Annotated in this window: 16 protein-coding genes, 3 tRNA genes and 2 pseudogenes; 12 read left to right on the top strand and 9 right to left on the bottom strand. The window is 69.0% G+C overall.

Annotated elements, in window-relative coordinates; genetic code table 11:
• Nucleotides 1–66: 66 nt before the first annotated feature.
• The 3 genes from hrpA to ACFU8W_RS07030 all read left to right on the top strand — a co-directional run bounded on the left by hrpA (nucleotide 67) and on the right by ACFU8W_RS07030 (nucleotide 4,621).
• On the top strand, nucleotides 67–3,999 hold the full coding sequence (gene hrpA / locus ACFU8W_RS07040) for an ATP-dependent RNA helicase HrpA (RefSeq protein WP_345512507.1): 3,933 nt from the start codon (nucleotides 67–69) through the stop codon (nucleotides 3,997–3,999).
• Between the two features lie 114 nt (nucleotides 4,000–4,113).
• Nucleotides 4,114–4,188 (top strand) — tRNA-Asp (locus ACFU8W_RS07035).
• 139 nt (nucleotides 4,189–4,327) lie between these two features.
• On the top strand, nucleotides 4,328–4,621 hold the full coding sequence (locus ACFU8W_RS07030; RefSeq protein ID WP_384032884.1) for a DUF6274 family protein: 294 nt from the start codon (nucleotides 4,328–4,330) through the stop codon (nucleotides 4,619–4,621).
• A 468-nt stretch (nucleotides 4,622–5,089) separates the two neighbouring features.
• Here the strand turns inward: ACFU8W_RS07030 and bldC are convergent, their stop codons facing one another.
• Both bldC and ACFU8W_RS07020 read right to left on the bottom strand, forming a co-directional pair.
• Nucleotides 5,090–5,296 (bottom strand): developmental transcriptional regulator BldC, encoded by a 207-nt coding sequence (gene bldC / locus ACFU8W_RS07025; RefSeq protein WP_003949541.1) that lies wholly within the window; start codon nucleotides 5,294–5,296, stop codon nucleotides 5,090–5,092.
• Between the two features lie 546 nt (nucleotides 5,297–5,842).
• On the bottom strand, nucleotides 5,843–6,688 hold the full coding sequence (locus ACFU8W_RS07020) for a hypothetical protein (protein WP_345512529.1): 846 nt from the start codon (nucleotides 6,686–6,688) through the stop codon (nucleotides 5,843–5,845).
• 176 nt (nucleotides 6,689–6,864) lie between these two features.
• On the opposite strand from ACFU8W_RS07020, the gene ACFU8W_RS07015 reads away from it, so the two are divergent.
• Together ACFU8W_RS07015 and ACFU8W_RS07010 are read left to right on the top strand one after the other, a co-directional pair.
• Nucleotides 6,865–7,947 carry a Leu/Phe/Val dehydrogenase gene (locus ACFU8W_RS07015; protein WP_384032882.1) on the top strand — a complete coding sequence of 361 codons (1,083 nt, stop codon included), beginning with the start codon at nucleotides 6,865–6,867 and terminating at the stop codon, nucleotides 7,945–7,947.
• Between the two features lie 327 nt (nucleotides 7,948–8,274).
• Nucleotides 8,275–8,532, top strand: a complete 258-nt coding sequence (locus tag ACFU8W_RS07010) for a DUF3073 domain-containing protein (protein ID WP_030979949.1) — start codon at nucleotides 8,275–8,277, stop codon at nucleotides 8,530–8,532.
• Nucleotides 8,533–8,721: 189 nt separating this feature from the next.
• Here the strand turns inward: ACFU8W_RS07010 and purM are convergent, their stop codons facing one another.
• Both purM and purF read right to left on the bottom strand, forming a co-directional pair.
• Nucleotides 8,722–9,795 carry a phosphoribosylformylglycinamidine cyclo-ligase gene (gene purM / locus ACFU8W_RS07005; RefSeq protein WP_345512532.1) on the bottom strand — a complete coding sequence of 358 codons (1,074 nt, stop codon included), beginning with the start codon at nucleotides 9,793–9,795 and terminating at the stop codon, nucleotides 8,722–8,724.
• 60 nt (nucleotides 9,796–9,855) lie between these two features.
• Nucleotides 9,856–11,382 carry an amidophosphoribosyltransferase gene (gene purF / locus ACFU8W_RS07000; RefSeq protein ID WP_384032879.1) on the bottom strand — a complete coding sequence of 509 codons (1,527 nt, stop codon included), beginning with the start codon at nucleotides 11,380–11,382 and terminating at the stop codon, nucleotides 9,856–9,858.
• Between the two features lie 501 nt (nucleotides 11,383–11,883).
• Here purF and ACFU8W_RS06995 point away from each other — a divergent pair.
• On the top strand, nucleotides 11,884–11,976 hold the full coding sequence (locus ACFU8W_RS06995) for a putative leader peptide (protein WP_384032877.1): 93 nt from the start codon (nucleotides 11,884–11,886) through the stop codon (nucleotides 11,974–11,976).
• Nucleotides 11,977–12,157: 181 nt separating this feature from the next.
• Nucleotides 12,158–13,609, top strand: coding sequence for a sulfatase (locus tag ACFU8W_RS06990; RefSeq protein WP_384032875.1), 1,452 nt, complete (start codon nucleotides 12,158–12,160; stop codon nucleotides 13,607–13,609).
• A 1-nt stretch (nucleotide 13,610) separates the two neighbouring features.
• Here the strand turns inward: ACFU8W_RS06990 and ACFU8W_RS06985 are convergent, their stop codons facing one another.
• The 5 genes from ACFU8W_RS06985 to purS form a co-directional block, all read right to left on the bottom strand.
• Nucleotides 13,611–14,426, bottom strand: coding sequence for an META domain-containing protein (locus tag ACFU8W_RS06985; RefSeq protein ID WP_384032873.1), 816 nt, complete (start codon nucleotides 14,424–14,426; stop codon nucleotides 13,611–13,613).
• A gap of 52 nt (nucleotides 14,427–14,478) precedes the next feature.
• Nucleotides 14,479–15,279: a sterol carrier family protein gene (locus ACFU8W_RS06980; protein ID WP_384032871.1), complete on the bottom strand. Its 801-nt coding sequence runs from the start codon at nucleotides 15,277–15,279 to the stop codon at nucleotides 14,479–14,481.
• Nucleotides 15,280–15,373: 94 nt separating this feature from the next.
• Nucleotides 15,374–17,623 (bottom strand): phosphoribosylformylglycinamidine synthase subunit PurL, encoded by a 2,250-nt coding sequence (purL, locus tag ACFU8W_RS06975; protein WP_327245251.1) that lies wholly within the window; start codon nucleotides 17,621–17,623, stop codon nucleotides 15,374–15,376.
• Nucleotides 17,620–18,300: a phosphoribosylformylglycinamidine synthase subunit PurQ gene (purQ, locus tag ACFU8W_RS06970; RefSeq protein ID WP_328888206.1), complete on the bottom strand. Its 681-nt coding sequence runs from the start codon at nucleotides 18,298–18,300 to the stop codon at nucleotides 17,620–17,622. Before purQ ends, purL begins: the two co-directional genes overlap by 4 nt.
• The gene (gene purS, locus ACFU8W_RS06965) at nucleotides 18,297–18,563 is read right to left on the bottom strand and encodes a phosphoribosylformylglycinamidine synthase subunit PurS (protein WP_283852935.1); all 267 of its coding nucleotides are present in this window, start codon (nucleotides 18,561–18,563) and stop codon (nucleotides 18,297–18,299) included. The genes purQ and purS overlap by 4 nt, the downstream gene beginning before the upstream one ends.
• A 378-nt stretch (nucleotides 18,564–18,941) precedes the next feature.
• Here purS and ACFU8W_RS06960 point away from each other — a divergent pair, with 378 nt between their 5' ends.
• The 5 genes and pseudogenes from ACFU8W_RS06960 to ACFU8W_RS06940 form a co-directional block, all read left to right on the top strand.
• Complete coding sequence (locus tag ACFU8W_RS06960) at nucleotides 18,942–19,277, top strand: Lsr2 family protein (RefSeq protein WP_345512538.1); 336 nt, start codon at nucleotides 18,942–18,944, stop codon at nucleotides 19,275–19,277.
• A gap of 125 nt (nucleotides 19,278–19,402) precedes the next feature.
• Nucleotides 19,403–19,474 (top strand) — tRNA-Gly (locus ACFU8W_RS06955).
• Between the two features lie 81 nt (nucleotides 19,475–19,555).
• A tRNA-Gly gene (locus ACFU8W_RS06950) sits at nucleotides 19,556–19,628 on the top strand.
• Between the two features lie 142 nt (nucleotides 19,629–19,770).
• A pseudogene (locus tag ACFU8W_RS06945) lies at nucleotides 19,771–20,043 on the top strand (ATP-binding cassette domain-containing protein); the annotation flags it as partial.
• A gap of 1 nt (nucleotide 20,044) precedes the next feature.
• Nucleotides 20,045–20,464 (top strand): annotated as a pseudogene (locus tag ACFU8W_RS06940) (DNA-binding response regulator); the annotation flags it as partial.
• Nucleotides 20,465–20,471: the final 7 nt, after the last annotated feature.

Raw genomic sequence — 20,471 nt, 5'->3', positions numbered from 1 at the left:
CCGTGACGCAGACCGCGCGAAATAGGTTCGCCGTTCCTCGGGCCCGGGTGCGATCCTGGGACCCGTATGTCTACTTCCTTTGCCGATCTCCAGTCCCAACTCGGACACGTCTCGCTCCGCGACGCGCACCGGCTCGGCCGCCGCCTCGAAGGGGCGCGCCGGATCCGTAAGCCCGAAGCCCGGCAGGCCGTGCTGGACGAGATCGCCACACAGGCCGGGAAGGCAGCCGAGCGGCTCGCGGGGCGCGCCGAGCGGATGCCCGTTCTCTCGTACCCGGAAGAACTTCCGGTCAGCCAGAAAAAGGACGAGATCCTGGAGGCGATACGCGACCACCAGGTCGTGATCGTCGCCGGTGAGACCGGCTCCGGCAAGACCACGCAGATCCCGAAGATCTGCATGGAGCTGGGGCGCGGCGTCCGGGGCATGATCGGGCACACCCAGCCGCGCCGGATCGCGGCCCGCACGGTCGCCGAGCGCGTCGCCGACGAGCTGAAGACGCCGCTCGGCGAGGCGGTGGGCTGGAAGGTCCGCTTCACCGACCAGGTGAACCCGGACGCGACGTATCTGAAGCTGATGACGGACGGCATCCTGCTGGCCGAGATCCAGACGGACCGCGAGCTGCTCGCGTACGACACGATCATCATCGACGAGGCCCACGAGCGGTCGCTGAACATCGACTTCCTGCTGGGCTATCTGGCCCGGCTGCTGCCCAAGCGCCCCGACCTGAAGGTCGTCATCACCTCGGCGACCATCGACCCGGAGCGCTTCGCCCGGCACTTCGGCGATGCGCCGATCGTCGAGGTCAGCGGGCGTACGTACCCGGTCGAGGTGCGCTACCGGCCGCTGCTGGAGGAAGAGGGCGAGGACTCCGACCGCGACCAGATCACCGCGATCTGCGACGCCGTCGACGAACTCCAGGCGGAGGGCCCGGGCGATGTCCTGGTCTTCCTCTCCGGCGAGCGCGAGATCCGCGACACCGCGGACGCCCTGAACAAGAAGAACCTCCGTCACACCGAGGTGCTCCCCCTCTACGCGCGCCTGTCGCACGCCGAGCAGCACCGGGTGTTCCAACGCCACACCGGGCGCAGGATCGTTCTCGCGACGAACGTCGCCGAGACCTCGCTGACCGTTCCCGGCATCAAGTACGTGATCGACCCGGGCAGCGCCCGCATCTCCCGCTACAGCCACCGCACCAAGGTCCAGCGGCTGCCGATCGAGCGGATCTCGCAGGCCAGCGCCAACCAGCGCAAGGGGCGCTGCGGCCGTACGTCGGACGGCATCTGCATCCGGCTGTACTCCGAGGACGACTTCCTGACCCGCCCGGAGTTCACGGACGCGGAGATCCTCCGCACGAACCTGGCGTCCGTCATCCTCCAGATGACCGCGGCCGGCCTCGGCGACATCGAGAAGTTCCCCTTCATCGACCCGCCGGACCACCGCAACATCCGCGACGGTGTGCAGCTGCTCCAGGAGCTCGGCGCACTCGACCCGGACGAGAAGGATCCGAGGAAACGGCTGACGCAGCTGGGGCGGAAGCTCTCGCAGCTGCCCGTCGACCCGCGCCTCGCCCGCATGGTCATCGAGGCCGACCGCAACGGCTGCACGCGCGAGGTCATGGTGATCGCCGCCGCGCTCTCCATCCAGGACCCGCGCGAGCGGCCCTCGGACAAGCAGACGCAGGCCGATCAGCAGCACGCCCGCTTCAAGGACGAGACGTCGGACTTCCTGGCGTTCCTCAACCTGTGGCGGTACATCCGCGAGCAGCAGAAGGAGCGCGGCTCGTCCAGCTTCCGCCGGATGTGCAAGCAGGAGTATCTGAACTTCCTGCGCATCCGCGAATGGCAGGACATCTATGCGCAGCTGCGTACGGTCGCCAAGCAGATGGGCATCCACCTCAATGAGGAGGATGCGCCGGAGCAGGCGGTGCACACCTCGCTGCTGGCCGGGCTGCTGTCGCACATCGGGCTGAAGGACACCGAGAAGAACGAGTACCTCGGCGCGCGCAGCGCCAAGTTCGCGATCTTCCCCGGTTCGGCGCTCTTCAAGAAGCAGCCGCGGTTCGTGATGTCGGCCGAGCTGGTCGAGACGTCCCGGCTGTGGGCGCGGGTCAATGCCAGGGTCGAGCCGGAGTGGATCGAACCGCTGGCCCAGCATCTGCTGAAGCGCACCTACAGCGAGCCGCACTGGGAGAAGGACCAGGCCGCGGTGATGGCGTACGAGCGGGTCACGCTGTACGGCGTACCGATCGTCGCCCAGCGCAAGATCAATTTCGGCCGGATCGACGCCGAGACGTCCCGCGATCTCTTCATCCGGAACGCACTGGTCGAGGGCGACTGGCGGACGCACCACCAGTTCTTCCATGACAACCGCAAACTCCTCGGCGAGGTCGAGGAGTTGGAGCACCGTGCGCGGCGCCGCGACATCCTCGTGGACGACGAGACGCTCTTCGACTTCTACGACCAGCGGATCCCGGAGCACGTCGTCTCCGGCGCGCACTTCGACTCCTGGTGGAAGCACAAGCGCCGCGACGAGCCCGACGCGCTCGACTTCGAGCGCTCGATGCTCATCAACGAGAAGGCCGGGGCCGTCACCAAGGACGACTACCCGGACTCCTGGCGGCAGGGGAAGCTCAAGTTCAAGGTGACCTACCAGTTCGAGCCCGGCGCGGACGCGGACGGTGTGACCGTCCACATCCCGCTCCAGGTGCTCAACCAGGTCACCCCCGAGGGCTTCGACTGGCAGATCCCCGGCCTGCGCGAGGACGTGGTCACCGAGCTGATCCGCTCCCTGCCCAAGCCGATCCGCCGGCACTACGTCCCCGCGCCGAACTATGCGGGCCGGTTCCTGGACCGGGCTGTGCCGCTGCAGGAGCCGCTGCCGGTCACCCTCGCGCGTGAGCTCCAGCAGATGGTCGGGGTCCCGGTCTCCGCCGACGACTTCGACCTCTCCCGGATCCCGGACCACCTCAAGATCACGTTCCGGATCGTCGACGAGCGGCGCCGCAGGGTGGCCGAGGACAAGGACCTGGAGGCGCTGAAGCTCCAGCTGCGCCCCAAGGCCCGCCAGGCCCTCTCCAAGGCCGCTGCGGCCACCGTGGGGCCCTCGGGCGAGTCCATCGAGCGTTCGGGGCTCACGGACTGGACGATCGGCACGCTGAACCGGGTCTTCGAGACCCGGCGGGCCGGCCAGCCGGTGAAGGCGTACCCGGCCCTGGTCGACCAGGAGGGAGCCGCGGAGGGCACAGTGGCCGTACGGCTCTTCGACACCGAGGCCGAGCAGCAGCAGGCGATGTGGCGCGGCACCCGGAAGCTGATCCTGCTGAACATCCCGGTGAACCCCGCCAAGTTCGCCTCGGACAAGCTGACGAACCAGCAGAAGCTCGCCCTGTCCCGCAATCCGCACGGCTCCATCCAGGCGCTGTTCGAGGACTGCGCGACCGCTGCCGCGGACCGGCTGATCGGCGCCCACGGCGGGCCGGCCTGGGACGAGGAGTCGTTCCGGAAGCTGTACGACAAGGTCCGCGCCGATCTCGTCGCGCTGACCGAGCACACGGTCGCCCAGGTGCAGCAGGTGCTGGCCGCCTGGCAGGCCTGCGAGCGGCGCCTGAAGGCCACCAACAGCCTGGTCCTGGTCAACAACGTCACCGATGTACGGAACCAGCTCGCCGCCCTCGTGCCGCCGGGCTTCGTCACGAGGACCGGGCTGCGCAGGCTGCCCGACCTGATGCGCTACCTGGTCGCCGTGGACCGTCGGCTCCAGCAGATGCCGACGGCCGTCCAGCGCGACACCACGCGCATGGAGAAGGTCCACGAGATGCAGGACGAGTACGCCTGGCTGCTCGAACAGATGCCGCAGGGCAGGCCCGTTCCGCAGGAGGTCCTGGACATCCGCTGGATGATCGAGGAACTCCGGGTGAGCTATTTCGCGCACGCCCTGGGCACCGCGTACCCCGTCTCGGACAAGCGGATCGTGAAGGCGATCGACGCCGCGGCTCCCTGATCGGGCACCCCTCGGGGTGTAACGGAGCCACCACCAGGAGTGAAGTCGACCGGAGCGGCCAATCTCCTGTACAGTCTGGTTTCGCAGGCAGCCGCAAGGAAGCCGCGAAAACCTGGTCCTGTGGAGCAGTTTGGAGTGCTCGCCACCCTGTCAAGGTGGAGGCCGCGGGTTCAAATCCCGTCAGGACCGCAGTAACGAAAGCCCGGATCCTTCTGGATCCGGGCTTTCGCGTGTCTTGACTCCGGCAACTGCCGACGGGTACTCAGACAGCAGGGGCCGCCCCTGTTCCTCGGCGCGGGGCGGCGCGGTCCACCGGGAGGTGGCGCGGATGGCGGCGTCGACGGCGAGGCACGAGACCCGCGCACTGCTGCGCGCCCATCTGGCGGCCGCTTCCGGCTACCGGCATCTCACCCGGCACTGCCCGATCTGCCATCAGCTCCTGAGGCTCGCCATGGAGCCCGTGACGGCCTCTCAGTCCGCCCCGCCCCCCGAACCGCCCACGCCACCCGGCGGGGCCCCAGCGGCCGTTCAGGAGGTCGCGGCGCTCGCCGCCCCCGCGACCGCCCCGGAAGAACAGAACTGCACCGAGAGGGCCGAGGACGAAAGTCCTGCCGCCACGTGACCGAAGGCGAGGACATCCGCCTCCCGGCAGTGGCAGGCTCGACCTTGGCAAGACTCGGACCATGTGACGGGTGTCACTCAACAAGTTTTGAGAAAGGGTGACTTTACACCCTTCCTACAACTGGCGAATTTAATATGTGCAATTGCACCCCTCGGATGACGCTTCCGCGGGGAGGCCCAGGGGGCAGCCCCTGAGCCCCGGGCAACCCTCCGGAGGACCCGCCCGTCGGGGTCGGATGCGCCCGCACAGCACTCCACGCGAAGCCGGAGCCCCGGCCGACCGGCCGCCCCGCGGGCACAAAAAAGATCGCGCTGGACCCGGCGGAGTCCAGCGCGATCGAACGACGTACCCCGTATTGCACAGGTATGGCGCCCGTTGGGGCGGGCGCCCGTCGTGTGGAGCTATGGGTGGGCGAACGCGGGTTGGGGGACCCGGGCAGCCCGGTTGTGACGCGGCGACAGGGGTGTGTCAGGCCTCGCTGCGCTGCTGCGGAATACCCGCAAGCAGTGCGCGGACCTCTGCCTCGCGGTACCGGCGATGTCCACCGAGCGTGCGGATGGACGTGAGCTTGCCTGCCTTGGCCCAACGGGTGACCGTCTTCGGGTCCACGCGGAACATCGTGGCAACCTCAGCCGGGGTCAGCAGCGGCTCGGCGTCAGGGGTGCGAGCGGTCATGAGCGGCCTCCTCGGGAGAACCGAACCATCTCGGTTCTTTCCTCTAAATTCTGCACCTTGACCCGCGTTGCCCGAAATGGCGGACGCGGGCCGAGTCGGTTATAGGACGAACGGCTTGTCCTCGGCACTACAACTACACCATCCGTCCAGCCACGTCGGCCAAACCGATGGAATTGCCCTCCCAGGTGTTCATCAGCGACGGAAGCCGATGGACCATGCCATAGCGGACAGTCACACCACCGTGACGATCAGTCACAGAGCGATCAGGAGTCACCAGACCCCCCATAGCGTGCAATGCTGAGCAATCCGCCCTCAATTGGACGGATGGAGTCCTCCCCGGACTCCTTGTCCTATTTTGGCACGAGGAGTAGGGAAGGGCGCAAGGGCCCAGTTAGTGCTATCCGTCACCTCTGAGGCAAAGGCCCGGTTCGGGACGTAGGTCCCGGAGCCACGGGAGTACGCTTCCGCCCCTTCACCCCCACCATCCTCGTGAGTCACACAGACGAGCCACAGGGGCGACCGGTTCCCGGCCCCGCACCGCCGGACTCAGCTGGCGAACTGACGGTCCCTCACGGCCCGCCAGCGCTCCGCCAGCCGCCCGTACGCCGCACTCGCCCCTTCGGTGTCACCGGCCTGCAGCGCCGCGATGCCCTCGGCGACATCCGCGGCCGACCGGTCCCCGGCGAGCTGCTCCGCCGACAGCGCATGCACCAGACCGCCGTAGTCGAGCTCGACCAGTGCGCGCGGATGGAACTCCTCCAGCCACCGGCCGACATCCACCAGGCCCTCGGTCAGCGGCGCCTCGTCGACGGTCTCCCTGAGCGCCTTCAGCGATCTGGCCAGCCGACGACGCGCCTGCACCATCGGGGTCCGGTAGCGCAGCACCGGCGCTCCCCCGCCCTCGGCCGCCTCCGTGTGCTCCCGCTCCTCGTCGGAGAAGAGGACGAACCAGCGCACCGGTACCTGCCACACCGCGGTCCGGATCCACGGCCGGGCGTCCGGATTGCGCTCCGCCCACCGCTCGTGGTCGGCGAGCGCCTGCCCGCGCACCACCGGCGGCAGCACCGCGTCGAGCACCGGGGCCGGGAACATCTCCGCCAGCTCCTCCAGCGCCAGCCAGCCGCGCAGCCGGGTCCGCCACGGACAGACGCACACCACACCGTCCACCTCGGCGACGAACGCGTCCCCGCTCTCGTGGACCGGCACCCCGACCGGCGGTGTGGCCGCCAAGTCGGCCAGCGAGCGGCGGAGTTCGTCCTGCGCCGTGGGAATGCGGTCGCGCCCCGCGTAGCGAGCCCAGTGGGCCCGCTCCGGCTCCGGGAAAGCGGCCAGCGGTTCGTACACCCGGAGGTAGGACGCGTAAGGAACGAGCACCGAAGACACCACCGACATGCCTCAGATCGTGTCACGCCCGTACTCCGCGAGAGGGTGATCCTTGGCACTGGAACAGATCTCCGTCGCCGTAGGACTTACGCTCGTGCCCTGTCGGACCGTCCGTGCCGGTCGGTCCGGGGCCCTCCCCACCTTCAGGGGGGTCTTCCGCCGCTTCGTACTTGGGAGTCACCACCGTGACCGATGTGACCGACGGCGTCCTGCACACCCTGTTCCACTCGGATCAGGGGGGACACGAGCAAGTCGTGCTCTGCCAGGACCGTGCCAGCGGCCTCAAGGCCGTCATCGCCATCCACTCCACCGCCCTGGGCCCGGCCCTCGGCGGCACCCGCTTCTATCCGTACGCCTCCGAGGAGGAGGCCGTCGCGGATGCGCTGAACCTGGCGCGCGGCATGTCGTACAAGAACGCCATGGCCGGTCTCGACCACGGCGGCGGCAAGGCCGTCATCATCGGCGACCCCGAGAAGATCAAGACCGAGGAACTGCTGCTGGCCTACGGCCGGGCCGTGGCCTCGCTCGGCGGTCGCTACGTGACCGCCTGCGACGTCGGCACGTACGTCGCCGACATGGACGTCATCGCCCGCGAGTGCCGGTGGACCACCGGCCGGTCCCCGGAGAACGGCGGCGCCGGCGACTCCTCCGTCCTCACCGCGTTCGGTGTCTTCCAGGGCATGCGGGCCTCGGCCCAGCACCTCTGGGGCGACCCGACGCTGCGTGGCCGAAAAGTGGGGGTTGCGGGCGTCGGCAAGGTCGGTCACCACCTCGTCGAACATCTGCTGTCGGACGGCGCCGAGGTCGTGGTCACGGACGTCCGGGAGGAATCGGTGCGCCGGATCACCGATCTCCACCCGGAGGTCGCCGTCGCCGCGGACACCGCCGCGCTGATCCGTACCGAAGGTCTCGACATCTACGCCCCGTGCGCGCTCGGCGGTGCGCTGAACGACGAGACCGTCCCGGTGCTCACGGCCAAGGTGGTGTGCGGCGCGGCCAACAACCAGCTGGCGCACCCGGGCGTCGAGAAGGACCTCGCGGACCGCTCGATCCTGTACGCCCCCGACTACGTGGTGAACGCGGGCGGCGTCATCCAGGTCGCCGACGAGCTGAACGGCTTCGACTTCGACCGGTGCAAGGCGAAGGCGTCGAAGATCTTCGACACCACGCTGGCTATATTCGCACGTGCGAAGGAAGACGGCATTCCGCCGGCTGCGGCGGCCGACCGGATCGCCGAGCAGCGGATGGCCGACGCGCGGCGCGCCTGACCGCTCGTCGCCGACGGTCGCGGGGCCCTCACCGGGCGTCGCGGCCGTTACTCGGACGGCCGACCCGCCGACCGGCGAGACAAGACTCACGCCGGTCGGCGGGTCGCATGCCGAGAAGAGGTTAAAATCGCAGTTGACCAGCGAGGACGGGGCTTCTCGTTGGTCCTGTTCCGGGGCGTGTGATGCGGGCGGCGTACCGTATGGCCACGGAAGCAGGTACCGTTAAAGCCCTACGGGCACGGTCTCTCTGCCGAGAGTCCGTCCTGAAACATGAACGCGTGTCAAGACTCTGGGGCCGTCGAGCCCCGTCACCGAGGGGGTCGAGCCATGGGGCGCGGCCGGGCAAAGGCCAAGCAGACAAAGGTCGCCCGCCAGCTGAAGTACAGCAGCGGCGGGACTGACCTGTCGCGTCTGGCCAATGAGCTGGGCGCATCGCCTTCGAGTCAACCACCGAACGCAGAGCCGTTCGAGGACGACGACGAGGAAGATGACCCGTACGCACAGTACGCGGATCTGTACAACGATGACGACGATGAGGACGAGGACGACCAGTCCGGTCCGTCGTCACAGCGCCGCGGCGCTTGACCTCGCGCTGACACATCAACCCGGTCCGGGCCTGCCCGGACCGGGTTCTGTGTTGCGCTTTTCGGGGCCGATCGGCAGCTTGATCCTGCCCGGCGACCCAAGGCAGGACGGTCACCGGACGGTACCGGTGCGCCCTGCCCCCGCCGCGTGTCCTAGCGCCCCTCCCGGCAAGCCTTGCCGGTCACGGCACTAGCGCGCGTACGCGCCGACCAGCTCGGCACCCGAGCCGTGCGTGCCGCGGTCCGTGATCTCGCCGGCCACCCAGGCGTCGACCCCGCGGTCGGCCAGCGTCGTCAGCGCCGCATCCACGGATTCCGCCGGAACGATCGCGATCATGCCGACGCCCATGTTGAGCGTCTTCTCCAGCTCCAGCTGCTCGACCTGACCGGTCTTGCCGACCAGGTCGAAGACCGCGCCGGGCGTCCACGTGGAGCGGTCGACGGTGGCGTGCAGGGCGTCCGGGATGACCCGGGCCAGGTTGTTGGCCAGACCGCCCCCGGTGACATGGCTGAAGCCGTGCACCTCGGTCGTACGGGTCAGCGCCAGGCAGTCCAGCGAGTAGATCCTGGTGGGCTCCAGGAGCTCCTCGCCGAGCGTGCGGCCGAACTCCTCGACGTCGCGGTCCAGCGCCCAGCCGGCCCGGTCGAAGAAGACATGGCGGACGAGCGAGTACCCGTTGGAGTGAAGACCGGACGACGCCATCGCGATAACCGCGTCACCCTTACGGATACGGTCCGGGCCGAGCAGCCGGTCGGCCTCGACCACGCCCGTACCGGCGCCCGCGACATCGAAGTCGTCCGGACCGAGGAGGCCCGGGTGTTCGGCGGTCTCGCCGCCGATCAGGGAGCAGCCGGCCAGCACGCAGCCTTCGGCGATGCCCTTCACGATGGACGCGACACGCTCGGGGTGCACCTTGCCGACGCAGATGTAGTCGGTCATGAAGAGCGGCTCGGCGCCGCACACGACCAGGTCGTCGACGACCATGCCGACGAGGTCGTGGCCGATGGTGTCGTACACGCCCATCTTGCGCGCGAGGTCGACCTTCGTGCCGACGCCGTCGGTGGCGGAGGCGAGCAGCGGACGCTCGTAGCGCTTGAGGGCCGAGGCGTCGAAGAGGCCGGCGAATCCGCCGAGGCCGCCGAGGCCCGCGACCTCTGGGCGCTGCGTCTTCTTCACCCACTCCTTCATCAGCTCGACGGCGCGGTCGCCGGCCTCGATGTCGACGCCCGCTGCCGCGTAGGAAGCACCTGTTGTCTCAGACATTGCCTGGGATCTTTCGTGTGGAAATACGGGGCTGGTGGCAGGGCTGGTGCGCGTGGCCGGTCACGGACGACGCAGTGCGTCGGCCGCGGCGGTCGCCGCAGGGCCTGCCGCCAGCTCGGTCTCCAGCAGCTGCTTGCCGAGCAGCTCCGGGTCCGGGAGCTCCATCGGGTACTCACCGTCGAAGCAGGCGCGGCACAGGTTCGGCTTGGCGATCGTGGTCGCCTCGACCATCGCGTCGAGCGAGATGTACGCGAGCGAGTCGGCCCCCATCGACGTGGAGATCTCATCAACCGTCATGCCGTTGGCGATCAGCTCCGCGCGGGTCGCGAAGTCGATGCCGAAGAAGCAGGGCCACTTCACCGGCGGGGACGAGATCCGGATGTGGATCTCGGCAGCGCCGGCCTCGCGGAGCATCCGGACCAGTGCGCGCTGGGTGTTGCCGCGGACGATCGAGTCGTCGACGACCACCAGGCGCTTGCCCTTGATGACTTCCTTGAGCGGGTTCAGCTTGAGGCGGATGCCCAGCTGGCGAATGGTCTGCGAGGGCTGGATGAAGGTCCGGCCGACGTACGCGTTCTTGACCAGACCCGCGCCGAACGGGATTCCGCTGGCTTCCGCGTAGCCGATGGCGGCGGGCGTGCCGGACTCCGGAGTCGCTATGACCAGATCGGCCTCGACCGGGGCCTCGGCGGCCAGCTTACGGCCCATCTCCACGCGGGAGAGGTAGACGTTGCGCCCGGCGATGTCGGTGTCGGGTCGGGCCAGATAGACGTACTCGAAGACACAGCCCTTGGGCTTCGCTTCCGCGAAGCGTGAGGTGCGCAGGCCGTTCTCGTCGATGGCGACGAGCTCGCCCGGCTCGATCTCGCGGACGAAGCTGGCACCGCAGATGTCGAGGGCGGCGGACTCGGAGGCCACCACCCAGCCACGCTCCAGCCGGCCGAGGACCAGCGGGCGGATGCCCTGCGGGTCACGGGCTGCGTAGAGGGTGTGCTCATCCATGAAGACGAGCGAGAAGGCGCCCCTCACCTCGGGAAGCACCGCGGCGGCGGCCTCCTCGATGGTGAGCGGCTTACCGTCGTCGTCGGTCTGGCCGGCGAGCAGAGCGGTCACCAGATCGGTGTCGTTCGTCGCGGCGACCTGGGTGGCGCGGCCGTCCTTACGAGGAAGGTCGGCGACCATCTCGGCGAGCTGGGCCGTATTGACCAGATTGCCGTTGTGACCCAGGGCGATCGAGCCGTGCGCGGTCGCACGGAACGTCGGCTGCGCGTTCTCCCACACCGAGGCACCGGTGGTGGAGTAGCGGGCATGACCGACCGCGATATGGCCCTGGAGAGATCCCAGAGACGTTTCGTCGAAGACCTGCGAGACCAGTCCCATGTCCTTGAAGACCAGGATCTGGGACCCGTTGCTCACTGCGATGCCCGCGGACTCCTGTCCACGGTGCTGCAGGGCATACAGTCCGAAATAGGTGAGCTTGGCGACCTCTTCGCCCGGAGCCCAGACACCGAAGACGCCGCAAGCGTCCTGAGGGCCCTTTTCTCCGGGGAGCAGGTCGTGGTTGAGTCGTCCATCACCACGAGGCACACCACCGAGTGTAGGCGAGATCGACCACTGGTCCGAATTCGGGACACCCCGCCGGAGCACCGGGGAAGAGGCCCGAAGTGCCGTTCCGGGGGCCACGTGCGCGGTCACGGACAGTGACGGAATTCGGCTGACGGTGGAGGCCGGAGGCGGGGGCAGGATCCGCTACAGGGCGGCTGACGCCCGGCCTACCGGCGCGTCACCGGCTAGTTCAAGCCATGGGTTGTCCCCGGGGGCGCCGGGCCCGGTGGTGGCGCTCGGTGAGTCCGCCGGCGGGGTGCCCGGGGCGCTGGCCGAACGCTCGTTTCGTGGTGAGCCTCACACCGGGCGCGGGCCGCCGAGGCCGGTATGCGGCTTCTCCGCACCGCCGATGTCACCGTCGGGTCCTCCGTGCGCGGGGCCGCGAGTGGGCCGTGCACGGGATCCCGGGTGCGCGTCGCCCCGGCGTCCGGAGTGCGAGACCGCCGTTGACAGGCGCATGCCCCGTTGGCAGGCTCCTGGCCCATGCAGCCCCTCGGTGACCGGTCGGTCACGCTCGTGGAGCGCCGCCACGTCGATCTGGGACGTTTCGCGAGCGCCATCTGTCGCTGCGCCTGATTTTCGCTGCACGCACCCCCGCGCCGGATCGGCGGCATCGCTGATTCCCGGCCGTGCGTCCACGCCCCTCGCTCCCGCCTCCTCCACCCGTACCCGGCACCGGCCTGCGCCTGACGCCTGACGGGCCCCAGCTCTCCCCCGCTGCGCCGCCATGCGCGGCCGAGCCCTGCCCTGGAGCATCATGACTTCTCACGGACCGGGTCATTCGAACAACAGTACGGAGAAGGCGTCACTGACCCGGCGCGCCTTCGGGACCGCCGTGGGCGCGACCGCCGCCACCGCCGCCGTCGGACTGTCCGCCGCCCCCGCTTCTGCCGCCCCCGCCGAGGACGTCCGGGAGCGCCCCTTCCGGGCCGCTCGCGGCAAGCACTCCCGGCGGCCCAACATCCTCTTCATCCTCGGCGACGACCTCGGCTGGGCCGACCTCTCCTCGTACGGCTCTCCGCACATCCGCACCCCGAACCTGGACCGGCTGGGCCGCGAGGGCGTGCGGTTCACGGACGCCTACTCAGGCTCGGCGACCTGCTCCCCCACCCGGTTCAGCCTCTACACCGGCCGCTATCCGGGCCGTACGAAGGGCGGACTCGCCGAGCCCATCGCGGACCGGTCGGTCGGACTCGAACCCACGCACCCGACGCTCGCCTCCCTGCTGCGCGGCGCGGGGTACGCCACCGCGCTGATCGGCAAGTGGCACTGCGGCTATCTGCCGGACTACAGCCCCACCAAATCCGGCTGGGACGAGTTCTTCGGGAACTTCGGCGGGGCGCTGGAGTACTACTCCAAGCTCGGCCTCGGCGGCGAGTACGACCTCTACGAGGGCGACGCCACATACAAGGACCTGCGCTACTACACCCGGATCCTGACCGAGCGGGCGAGCGAGTACGTAGAGCGCGACCACGACAAGCCGTGGCTGCTCAACCTGAACTTCACCACCCCGCACTGGCCGTGGATCGCGGAGGGCGACACGGCCGAGAGCGCCGAGATCGTCCGCAGGATCAAGGCCGGCGGGCTCGCGGGCCTGTTCCACGCGGACGGCGGCTCGGTCGAGAAGTACAAGCAGATGGTCGAGGACCTGGACCGCTCGGTCGGCGAGGTGCTGAAGGCGCTGAAGCGTTCCGGTCAGGAGGAGGACACCCTGGTCTTCTTCGCGAGCGACAACGGGGGCGAACGGTTCTCGTACCAGTGGCCGCTCTCCGGCAACAAGTCCTCGCTGCAGGAGGGCGGGATCCGGGTTCCGGCGGTGCTTCGCTGGCCGGCCAGGATCGACCCGCGCCAGGTGAGCGGTCTGCCGGTGTTCTCGCCGGACTGGACGGCGACGCTGCTGGAGCTCGGCGGCGCGCGCCCGGACCCCGCGTATCCGCTGGACGGCATCAGCCTCGCCGGATATCTGCTGCGGGACGAGGAGCCCGCGGAACGGGACCTGTTCTGGCGGGTACGCGGGGAGCGGGCGCTGCGGCGGGGCGACTGGAAGTACTACCGGGGCAGGAGCGGCGTCGACCAGCTCTTCCAGCTCGCCCATGACCAGCGGGAACAGGCGAACCGGGCGGAGGCCGAGCCGGAGCTGCTGGCCGAACTGCGCGCGTCCTGGGAGAGGACGAACGCCGGTCTGCTGCCGTACCCGACGGGGTCCTGACTCACTTCCCGGGTGCGGATGCCGTCGCGCTGAAGCCCTCGCCGTTCGCCGCGGTGAGGGTCAGCGTGCGGTGATCGATCCGGTACGTCGCCTTCCCCTGCAGGATCGCGAGCAGCGGGCGCTCCACCTCCATCTGCGGATCCGGGCACATCATCTTCGTGCCGACGATCCGGCCGAACGCGATGGTGGAGCCGGAGACTGTCGCGATGCCGCGCAGCTGGTTGCAGCCGGAGCTGCCCTGCACCGAGCCGTCCTTGCCGAAGGTCAGCCGCGCCTTCTTCTCCGCACCGGCGGGCAGCGACGAGGCGACCGAGCCGGAGATCAGGGTGGTGACCGTCCAGGTGGTGCCGGTGAGCGGGGCCGCGGGCTCCGAGGTGAACGCGATGGCGTCGCCCGTCGCCGTGGTCAGGGTGAGGGTCCTGTCCGTCACGGCAGCGGTGAGTGTGCCGCTGAAAGTGCGGGACATGGCCTTCTCGAACTGGTCGATGTCCTTCCGGCAGCCCTTCGTGGTCCACGCGCCCGGCGTGACGGTGATCGTGTCGCCATTCATCCGGGCGGTGGCGGAGAAGTGGTTGCAGCCGTAGTTCCCGTGGGCCTTGCCTTCGGGCGTGATCATGACATGAGCGCCGACCGGAGCGGCGGTTCTCCTGCCGCCGACCGTCACCGAGTCGACCTTCCAGTAGACATCGGTGACGGGCAGATCGGTCCGTACGGAGCCACGGTCGTCGGACCCCGAACCGGAACCGGCTCCCTGGCCCTGCTTCGTACCACAGCCGACAAGGGCAAGAAGGGCCAGGACGCCGACGCTGACAGCCATACGTTGTCTCAGCATGGCCATGTGACGGTACGGAGGGCCGATCCGGTTCCCCTCAGCGGAGCAGCGGCAGCAGGTCGCCGAGATCGGCCCGCTCACCACCGGCACTGACCTCTGCCGCATCGAGCGCCGCCCGCCACTGCGTACGTCCGGTCGCGAGCCGCATCCAGGTCAGCGGATCCGTCTCGACGACGTTGGGCGGCGTACCACGCGTGTGCTTCGGGCCCGGGACGCACTGGACGACGGCGAACGGCGGAACGCGCACCTCCACCGAGCCGCCGGGCACCTTCTCCGCGAGGGCGTCGGCGAGCAGCCGGGTGCAGGCGGCGAGAGCCTGCCGGTCGTACGGGATGTCGAGCCCGGCAGCCGCGTTCAGGTCGTCCGTGTGCACGACCAGTTCGAGGGTGCGGGTGACGAGGAAGTCACCCAGCCGCATCACACCGACCCGGGTCGGCAGCAGCCGGTCCTCGCCCACGCCCGGCACGACCGCATCGAACCGGTCGGCGACCTCCGCGTACAACGCGTCGAGATCGGGACGGTCCGCGGCGAGCGCCCTGGTGTCGTCGGCGATCCGGCCGGCCCGCCCCGCGGTCGAGAACGGCCACTCCAGCAGGGAGACCTCGGGGTTCTCGCCGGGCGGCTCGGGCAGCTCCAGGTTCCGGCAGACGTTCGAGACCGCCATGGTCAGATGGGCAGCCAGCTCCCGCACCGTCCACTCCCCGAGCCGGGTCGGCAGGGCGAGCTGATCGGGCGTCAGCGTGCTGACCGCCGACCGGACATGGGCGAACTGCGCCTGTACGGCGGTGCGGGTCCGGGCGAGGTCGTAGCGGCGGGCGCGCTTCTGGGACGGCGGCATGGGAGCGAGCCTACGGGGTGTCCCCACGACGAAGCCCCCGCCCGGCGGACCGGGCGGGGGCTCTGACGTCACGCAGTGGAACAGCGCGTCCGGCTCAGGCGAGCAGACCGGGGATCGTCGCCTCGTGGGCCGTGCGGAGCTCGCTCAGCGGGATGCTGAACTCGCCCTGGACCTCGATCTCCTCACCGTCCACGACACCGATCCGGGTGACGGGCAGACCCCGCGCCCCGCACATGTCGTTGAAGCGGAGCTCCTCGCTGCGCGGAATCGAGACGACCGCGCGGCCCGCAGACTCGGAGAAGAGGAACGTGAACGCGTCCAGACCGTCCGGCACGACCAGCCGGGCACCCTTCCCGCCGCGGAGGCAGGACTCGGTGACCGCCTGGATCAGGCCGCCGTCGGAGAGGTCGTGCGCCGCGTCGACCATGCCGTCGCGGGACGCCGAGATCAGGATCTCGCCGAGCAGCTTCTCGCGGCCCAGGTCGACCTTGGGCGGCAGCCCACCGAGGTGGTTGTGGACGACCTCGGACCAGGCCGAGCCGCCGAACTCCTCACGCGTGTCGCCGAGCAGGTAGAGGAGCTGGCCCTCTTCCTTGAAGGCGACCGGCGTACGCCGCGTCACGTCGTCGATCACACCGAGCACGGCCACGACCGGCGTCGGGTGGATCGCCGTCTCACCGGTCTGGTTGTACAGCGACACATTGCCGCCGGTGACCGGGGTGCCGAGCTCCAGGCAGCCGTCCGCGAGACCACGGGTGGCCTCGGCGAACTGCCACATGACGTCCGGGTCCTCGGGCGAACCGAAGTTGAGGCAGTCCGAGATGGCGAGCGGCTTGGCTCCGGAGGTGGCGACATTGCGGTACGCCTCCGCCAGCGCGAGCTGCGCACCCGTGTACGGGTCGAGCTTCGCGTACCGGCCGTTGCCGTCGGTCGCCATGGCCACGCCCAGGTTCGACTTCTCGTCGATCCGGACCATGCCGGCGTCCTCGGGCATCGCGAGCACGGTGTTGCCCTGCACGAACCGGTCGTACTGGTCCGTGATCCACGCCTTCGAGGCCTGGTTCGGGGAGGCGACCAGCTTCAGCACCTGCTCGCGCAGCTCGGCGGCGTTCGCCGGGCGGGCGAGCTTGTTCGCGTCGTCGGCCTGCAGCGCGTCCTGCCAGGACGGGCGGGCGAACGGGCGGTGGTACGTCGGGCCCTCGTGGGCGACGGACCGCGGCGGCACGTCGACGATCTGCTCGCCGTGCCAGAAGATCTCCAGCTGCGAGCCCTCGGTCACCTCACCGATGACGGTGGCGATGACGTCCCACTTCTCGCAGATCTCCAGGAAGCGGTCCACGTGCTGCGGCTCGACGATCGCGCACATGCGCTCCTGCGACTCGCTCATGAGGATTTCCTCGGGCGAGAGGGAGGAGTCGCGCAGCGGAACGGTGTCCAGCTCGACGCGCATACCGCCGGAACCGGCGGAGGCCAGCTCCGAGGTGGCACAGGACAGACCCGCGCCGCCGAGGTCCTGGATGCCCGCGACGAGCTTTTCGCCGAAGATCTCCAGGGTGCACTCGATGAGGAGCTTCTCCTGGAACGGGTCGCCGACCTGGACGGCCGGGCGCTTCGCCGGACCGGTCGACTCGAAGGTCTCCGAGGCCAGGACCGAGACGCCGCCGATGCCGTCGCCGCCGGTGCGGGCGCCGTAAAGGATCACCTTGTTGCCGGGGCCGGAGGCCTGCGCCAGGTGGATGTCCTCGTGCTTCATCACGCCGATGCAGCCGGCGTTGACGAGCGGGTTGCCCTGGTAGCAGGCGTCGAAGACGACCTCGCCGCCGATGTTGGGCAGACCCAGGCAGTTGCCGTACCCGCCGATACCCGCGACGACACCCGGAAGGACCCGCTTGGTGTCGGGGTGGTCGGCCGCGCCGAAGCGCAGCGGGTCGACGACCGCGACCGGACGGGCACCCATGGCGAGGATGTCGCGGACGATGCCGCCGACGCCGGTGGCCGCGCCCTGGTAGGGCTCGATGTACGAGGGGTGGTTGTGCGACTCGACCTTGAAGGTGACCGCGTACCCCTGACCGACGTCGACCACACCGGCGTTCTCGCCGATGCCGACGAGCATCGCGTCGTTGACGGGGACCTTCTCGCCGAACTGCTTGAGGTGGACCTTGCTGCTCTTGTACGAGCAGTGCTCGGACCACATCACGGAGTACATGGCGAGCTCGGCGCCGGTGGGACGGCGGCCCAGGATCTCGCGGATCCGGGCGTACTCGTCCTCCTTGAGGCCGAGCTCCTTCCAGGGCTGCTCGACATCCGGGGTCTCGGCCGCGTGCTTGACCGTATCCAGGCTCATGCGTTGACCAGCTTCTTGATGATCGAGGTGAAGAAACCGAGACCGTCGGTGCGACCGGTTCCGATCAGCGGCTCGACGGCGTGCTCCGGGTGCGGCATCAGACCGACGACATTGCCCGCGGCGTTGGTGATGCCGGCGATGTCGCGGAGCGAGCCGTTGGGGTTCACGTCCACGTAGCGGAAGGCGACGCGGCCCTCCGCCTCCAGCTCGTCGAGGACGCGCTCGTCGGCGACGTAACGCCCGTCCATGTTCTTGAGCGGTACGGAGATCTCCTGGCCGGCAGAGTAGTCCGAGGTCCAGGCGGTCTCCGCGTTCTCGACGCGGAGCTTCTGGTCGCGGCAGATGAAGTGCAGGTGGTTGTTGCGCAGCATCGCGCCGGGCAGCAGGTGCGCCTCAGTCAGGATCTGGAAGCCGTTGCAGATGCCGAGGACCGGCATCCCCGCCTTGGCCTGCTCGATGACGGTCTCCATGACCGGCGAGAACCGGGAGATGGCTCCGGCCCGCAGATAGTCGCCGTAGGAGAAGCCGCCCGCCAGGATGACCGCGTCGACCTGGTGCAGGTCCTTGTCGCGGTGCCACAGCGATACGGGTTCGGCGCCGGCGACCCGTACGGCCCTCAGGCTGTCCTGGTCGTCGAGCGTGCCCGGAAAGGTGACGACTCCGATACGAGCAGTCACTTCGACTCCTCGGCCTTCTCCACCTTCACGGTGAAGTCCTCGATGACGGTGTTGGCGAGGAACGTCTCGGCCATCTCGTGAATGCGACCGAGGGCGGCCTCATCGACCGGCCCCTCGACCTCCAGCTCGAAACGCTTTCCCTGACGTACGTCCGCGATTCCCTCGAAGCCGAGACGGGGCAGTGCACGCTGCACCGCCTGTCCCTGCGGGTCGAGGATCTCCGGCTTGAGCATGACGTCGACTACGACGCGTGCCACTGGCACTCCCGGTGGTGGTGTGGTGCGGCTGTTTCTCCGGGGGGGCTCCCCAGACCCCCGCAGGTTCCCTCAGCTTACCTGGCCAGAAATTCTACGCGGGTAGATATCAAACAGGCTTGATCACATGGAGATATCGGTCGTGACAACAGGCAGGAAAAATCCCGCGCAGAAATATCCTCACGGCGCATACATAGAAGCTGGACACGCGGAGGCAATTGGCTGGGCTTCACAATGCGGTGCCTGTCGCTGTACAAATGATTACCGGGGAAAGCAGGATTGCCCCTAAACAGTCGACCCCGGTCGACCCACATCCGCCTAGCAGCCGGAAGGCCGGTCATCAGCGCATGTCAGACGCGCCGATGCCGTAGGAAAGGACCGATATCCGTGGCTCAGCGCGTAGTGGTCACGCTCTCCGACGACATCGACGGGGGAGCAGCGGCGGAAACGGTCACCTTCGCCCTGGACGGGAAGTCGTACGAGATCGACCTGAATCCGTCCAATGCAAAGAAACTGCGCAAGGTCCTCGCGCCGTACATGGCGGCCGGCCGTAAGCAGACAAATGCCGGCAAGCGCGGCAAGACTCCCGCCTCGTACCGGCACACCTCACTGGCGCCCGACCCGGCGGCCGTGCGCGCCTGGGCCCGCTCGCACCGGATGGAGGTGCCGGCCCGCGGCCGGATCCCCAAGAAGGTCTACGAGGCGTTCCGCGACGCCAGTTGAACGACACCCCGCGCAGACCCTGCGACGACACCCCGGGGCACCGACTTGCGCGACACCCCATCAGGTCGGCTAGAGTCTGGAGCACGCCGAGGGGCAAGGCCGAAAAGCCGGGCCTCACGCAGCGTGCGGGTGTAGTTCAGTAGCAGAACATCCCCCTTCCAGGGGGAAGGCGCAGTGTGCAATTCCTGTCACCCGCTCTGCATCGCTCTTCACAACCACTCCGGTGGATCGGGTAGAGTGGTGTTCGCACCGCCCAGTGAAAGCTGAGCGGCAGCAATGCGGACGTGGCTCAGTTGGTAGAGCATCACCTTGCCAAGGTGAGGGTCGCGAGTTCGAATCTCGTCGTCCGCTCTTGATCGAAGGCCCTGGTCGATATCGACCAGGGCCTTCGTCGTATTCCCACACCTGTCACCCCGACCCGCATGACGTTTGTCATGGGCAGTGGTGACAGCTCGCACTGCTCGCCGCGGTGATGCGGCGGAAGTCTGAGGACATGACCAGCGATGAATGCGTGATCGAGGCGAACGGGGTGCGGCGCCGCTATGCCGGCGGCTTCGAGGCTGTGAGCGGGATCTCCTTCTCCGTGGCGCGCGGCGAGATCTTCGCGCTGCTCGGGACGAACGGCGCGGGCAAGACATCCACCGTCGAATTGCTGGAGGGACTGACCCGGCCCGACAGCGGGGTCGTACGGGTGCCCGGCCATGACCCGTACCGCGAGCGCGCCGCCGTCCGCCCCCGGATCGGGGTGATGCTCCAGGAGGGCGGATGTGAGTGTGGCCACATCGCTACGGGCTGAACTGCCCGGCTGCCGGACCATGATCGTGACGAGTCATGGCCGCCCCGGACATCTGAAACGGGCGCTCGCGGCGGGCGTGCGGGCGTTCGTCCCGAAGACGGTCAGCGCCCGGCAGCCGGCCGGCATCATCCGTACCGTCCACGCCGGAAACCGTTATGTGGACCCGGAGTTGGCGGCCGACGCAATCTCCGCCGGGGACTCGCCGCTGACGGCGCGCGAGGCCGAGGTGCTGGAACTGGCGGCGGACGGGGCGCCGGTCGCGGAGATCGCGGAGCGGGCGTCGTTGTCGCCGGGAACCGTACGGAATTACCTCTCCGCGGCCGCTTCGAAGCTCGGCGCGGAGAACCGTCATGGGGCGGTGCGTCTCGCGCGGGAGCGCGGATGGGTATAGTAGGCAT

It is taken from the genome of Streptomyces sp. NPDC057565 (assembly GCF_042801455.1).
GTDB lineage: Bacteria > Actinomycetota > Actinomycetes > Streptomycetales > Streptomycetaceae > Streptomyces > Streptomyces yanii.
This window is presented reverse-complemented; position numbering and strand designations above follow the sequence as displayed.

What these genes read in the sequence shown, in the direction of transcription:
- purL (WP_327245251.1), bottom strand. Translation starts at nt 17,623, where the DNA reads ATGAGCCTGGATACGGTCAAGCACGCGGCCGAGACCCCGGATGTCGAG.
- ACFU8W_RS06995 (WP_384032877.1), top strand. Translation starts at nt 11,884, where the DNA reads ATGCAGCCCCTCGGTGACCGGTCGGTCACGCTCGTGGAGCGCCGCCAC.
- bldC (WP_003949541.1), bottom strand. Translation starts at nt 5,296, where the DNA reads ATGACCGCTCGCACCCCTGACGCCGAGCCGCTGCTGACCCCGGCTGAG.
- ACFU8W_RS07030 (WP_384032884.1), top strand. Translation starts at nt 4,328, where the DNA reads ATGGCGGCGTCGACGGCGAGGCACGAGACCCGCGCACTGCTGCGCGCC.
- ACFU8W_RS06990 (WP_384032875.1), top strand. Translation starts at nt 12,158, where the DNA reads ATGACTTCTCACGGACCGGGTCATTCGAACAACAGTACGGAGAAGGCG.
- ACFU8W_RS07010 (WP_030979949.1), top strand. Translation starts at nt 8,275, where the DNA reads ATGGGGCGCGGCCGGGCAAAGGCCAAGCAGACAAAGGTCGCCCGCCAG.
- ACFU8W_RS07020 (WP_345512529.1), bottom strand. Translation starts at nt 6,688, where the DNA reads ATGTCGGTGGTGTCTTCGGTGCTCGTTCCTTACGCGTCCTACCTCCGG.
- ACFU8W_RS06985 (WP_384032873.1), bottom strand. Translation starts at nt 14,426, where the DNA reads ATGGCTGTCAGCGTCGGCGTCCTGGCCCTTCTTGCCCTTGTCGGCTGT.
- purM (WP_345512532.1), bottom strand. Translation starts at nt 9,795, where the DNA reads ATGTCTGAGACAACAGGTGCTTCCTACGCGGCAGCGGGCGTCGACATC.
- ACFU8W_RS06980 (WP_384032871.1), bottom strand. Translation starts at nt 15,279, where the DNA reads ATGCCGCCGTCCCAGAAGCGCGCCCGCCGCTACGACCTCGCCCGGACC.
- hrpA (WP_345512507.1), top strand. Translation starts at nt 67, where the DNA reads ATGTCTACTTCCTTTGCCGATCTCCAGTCCCAACTCGGACACGTCTCG.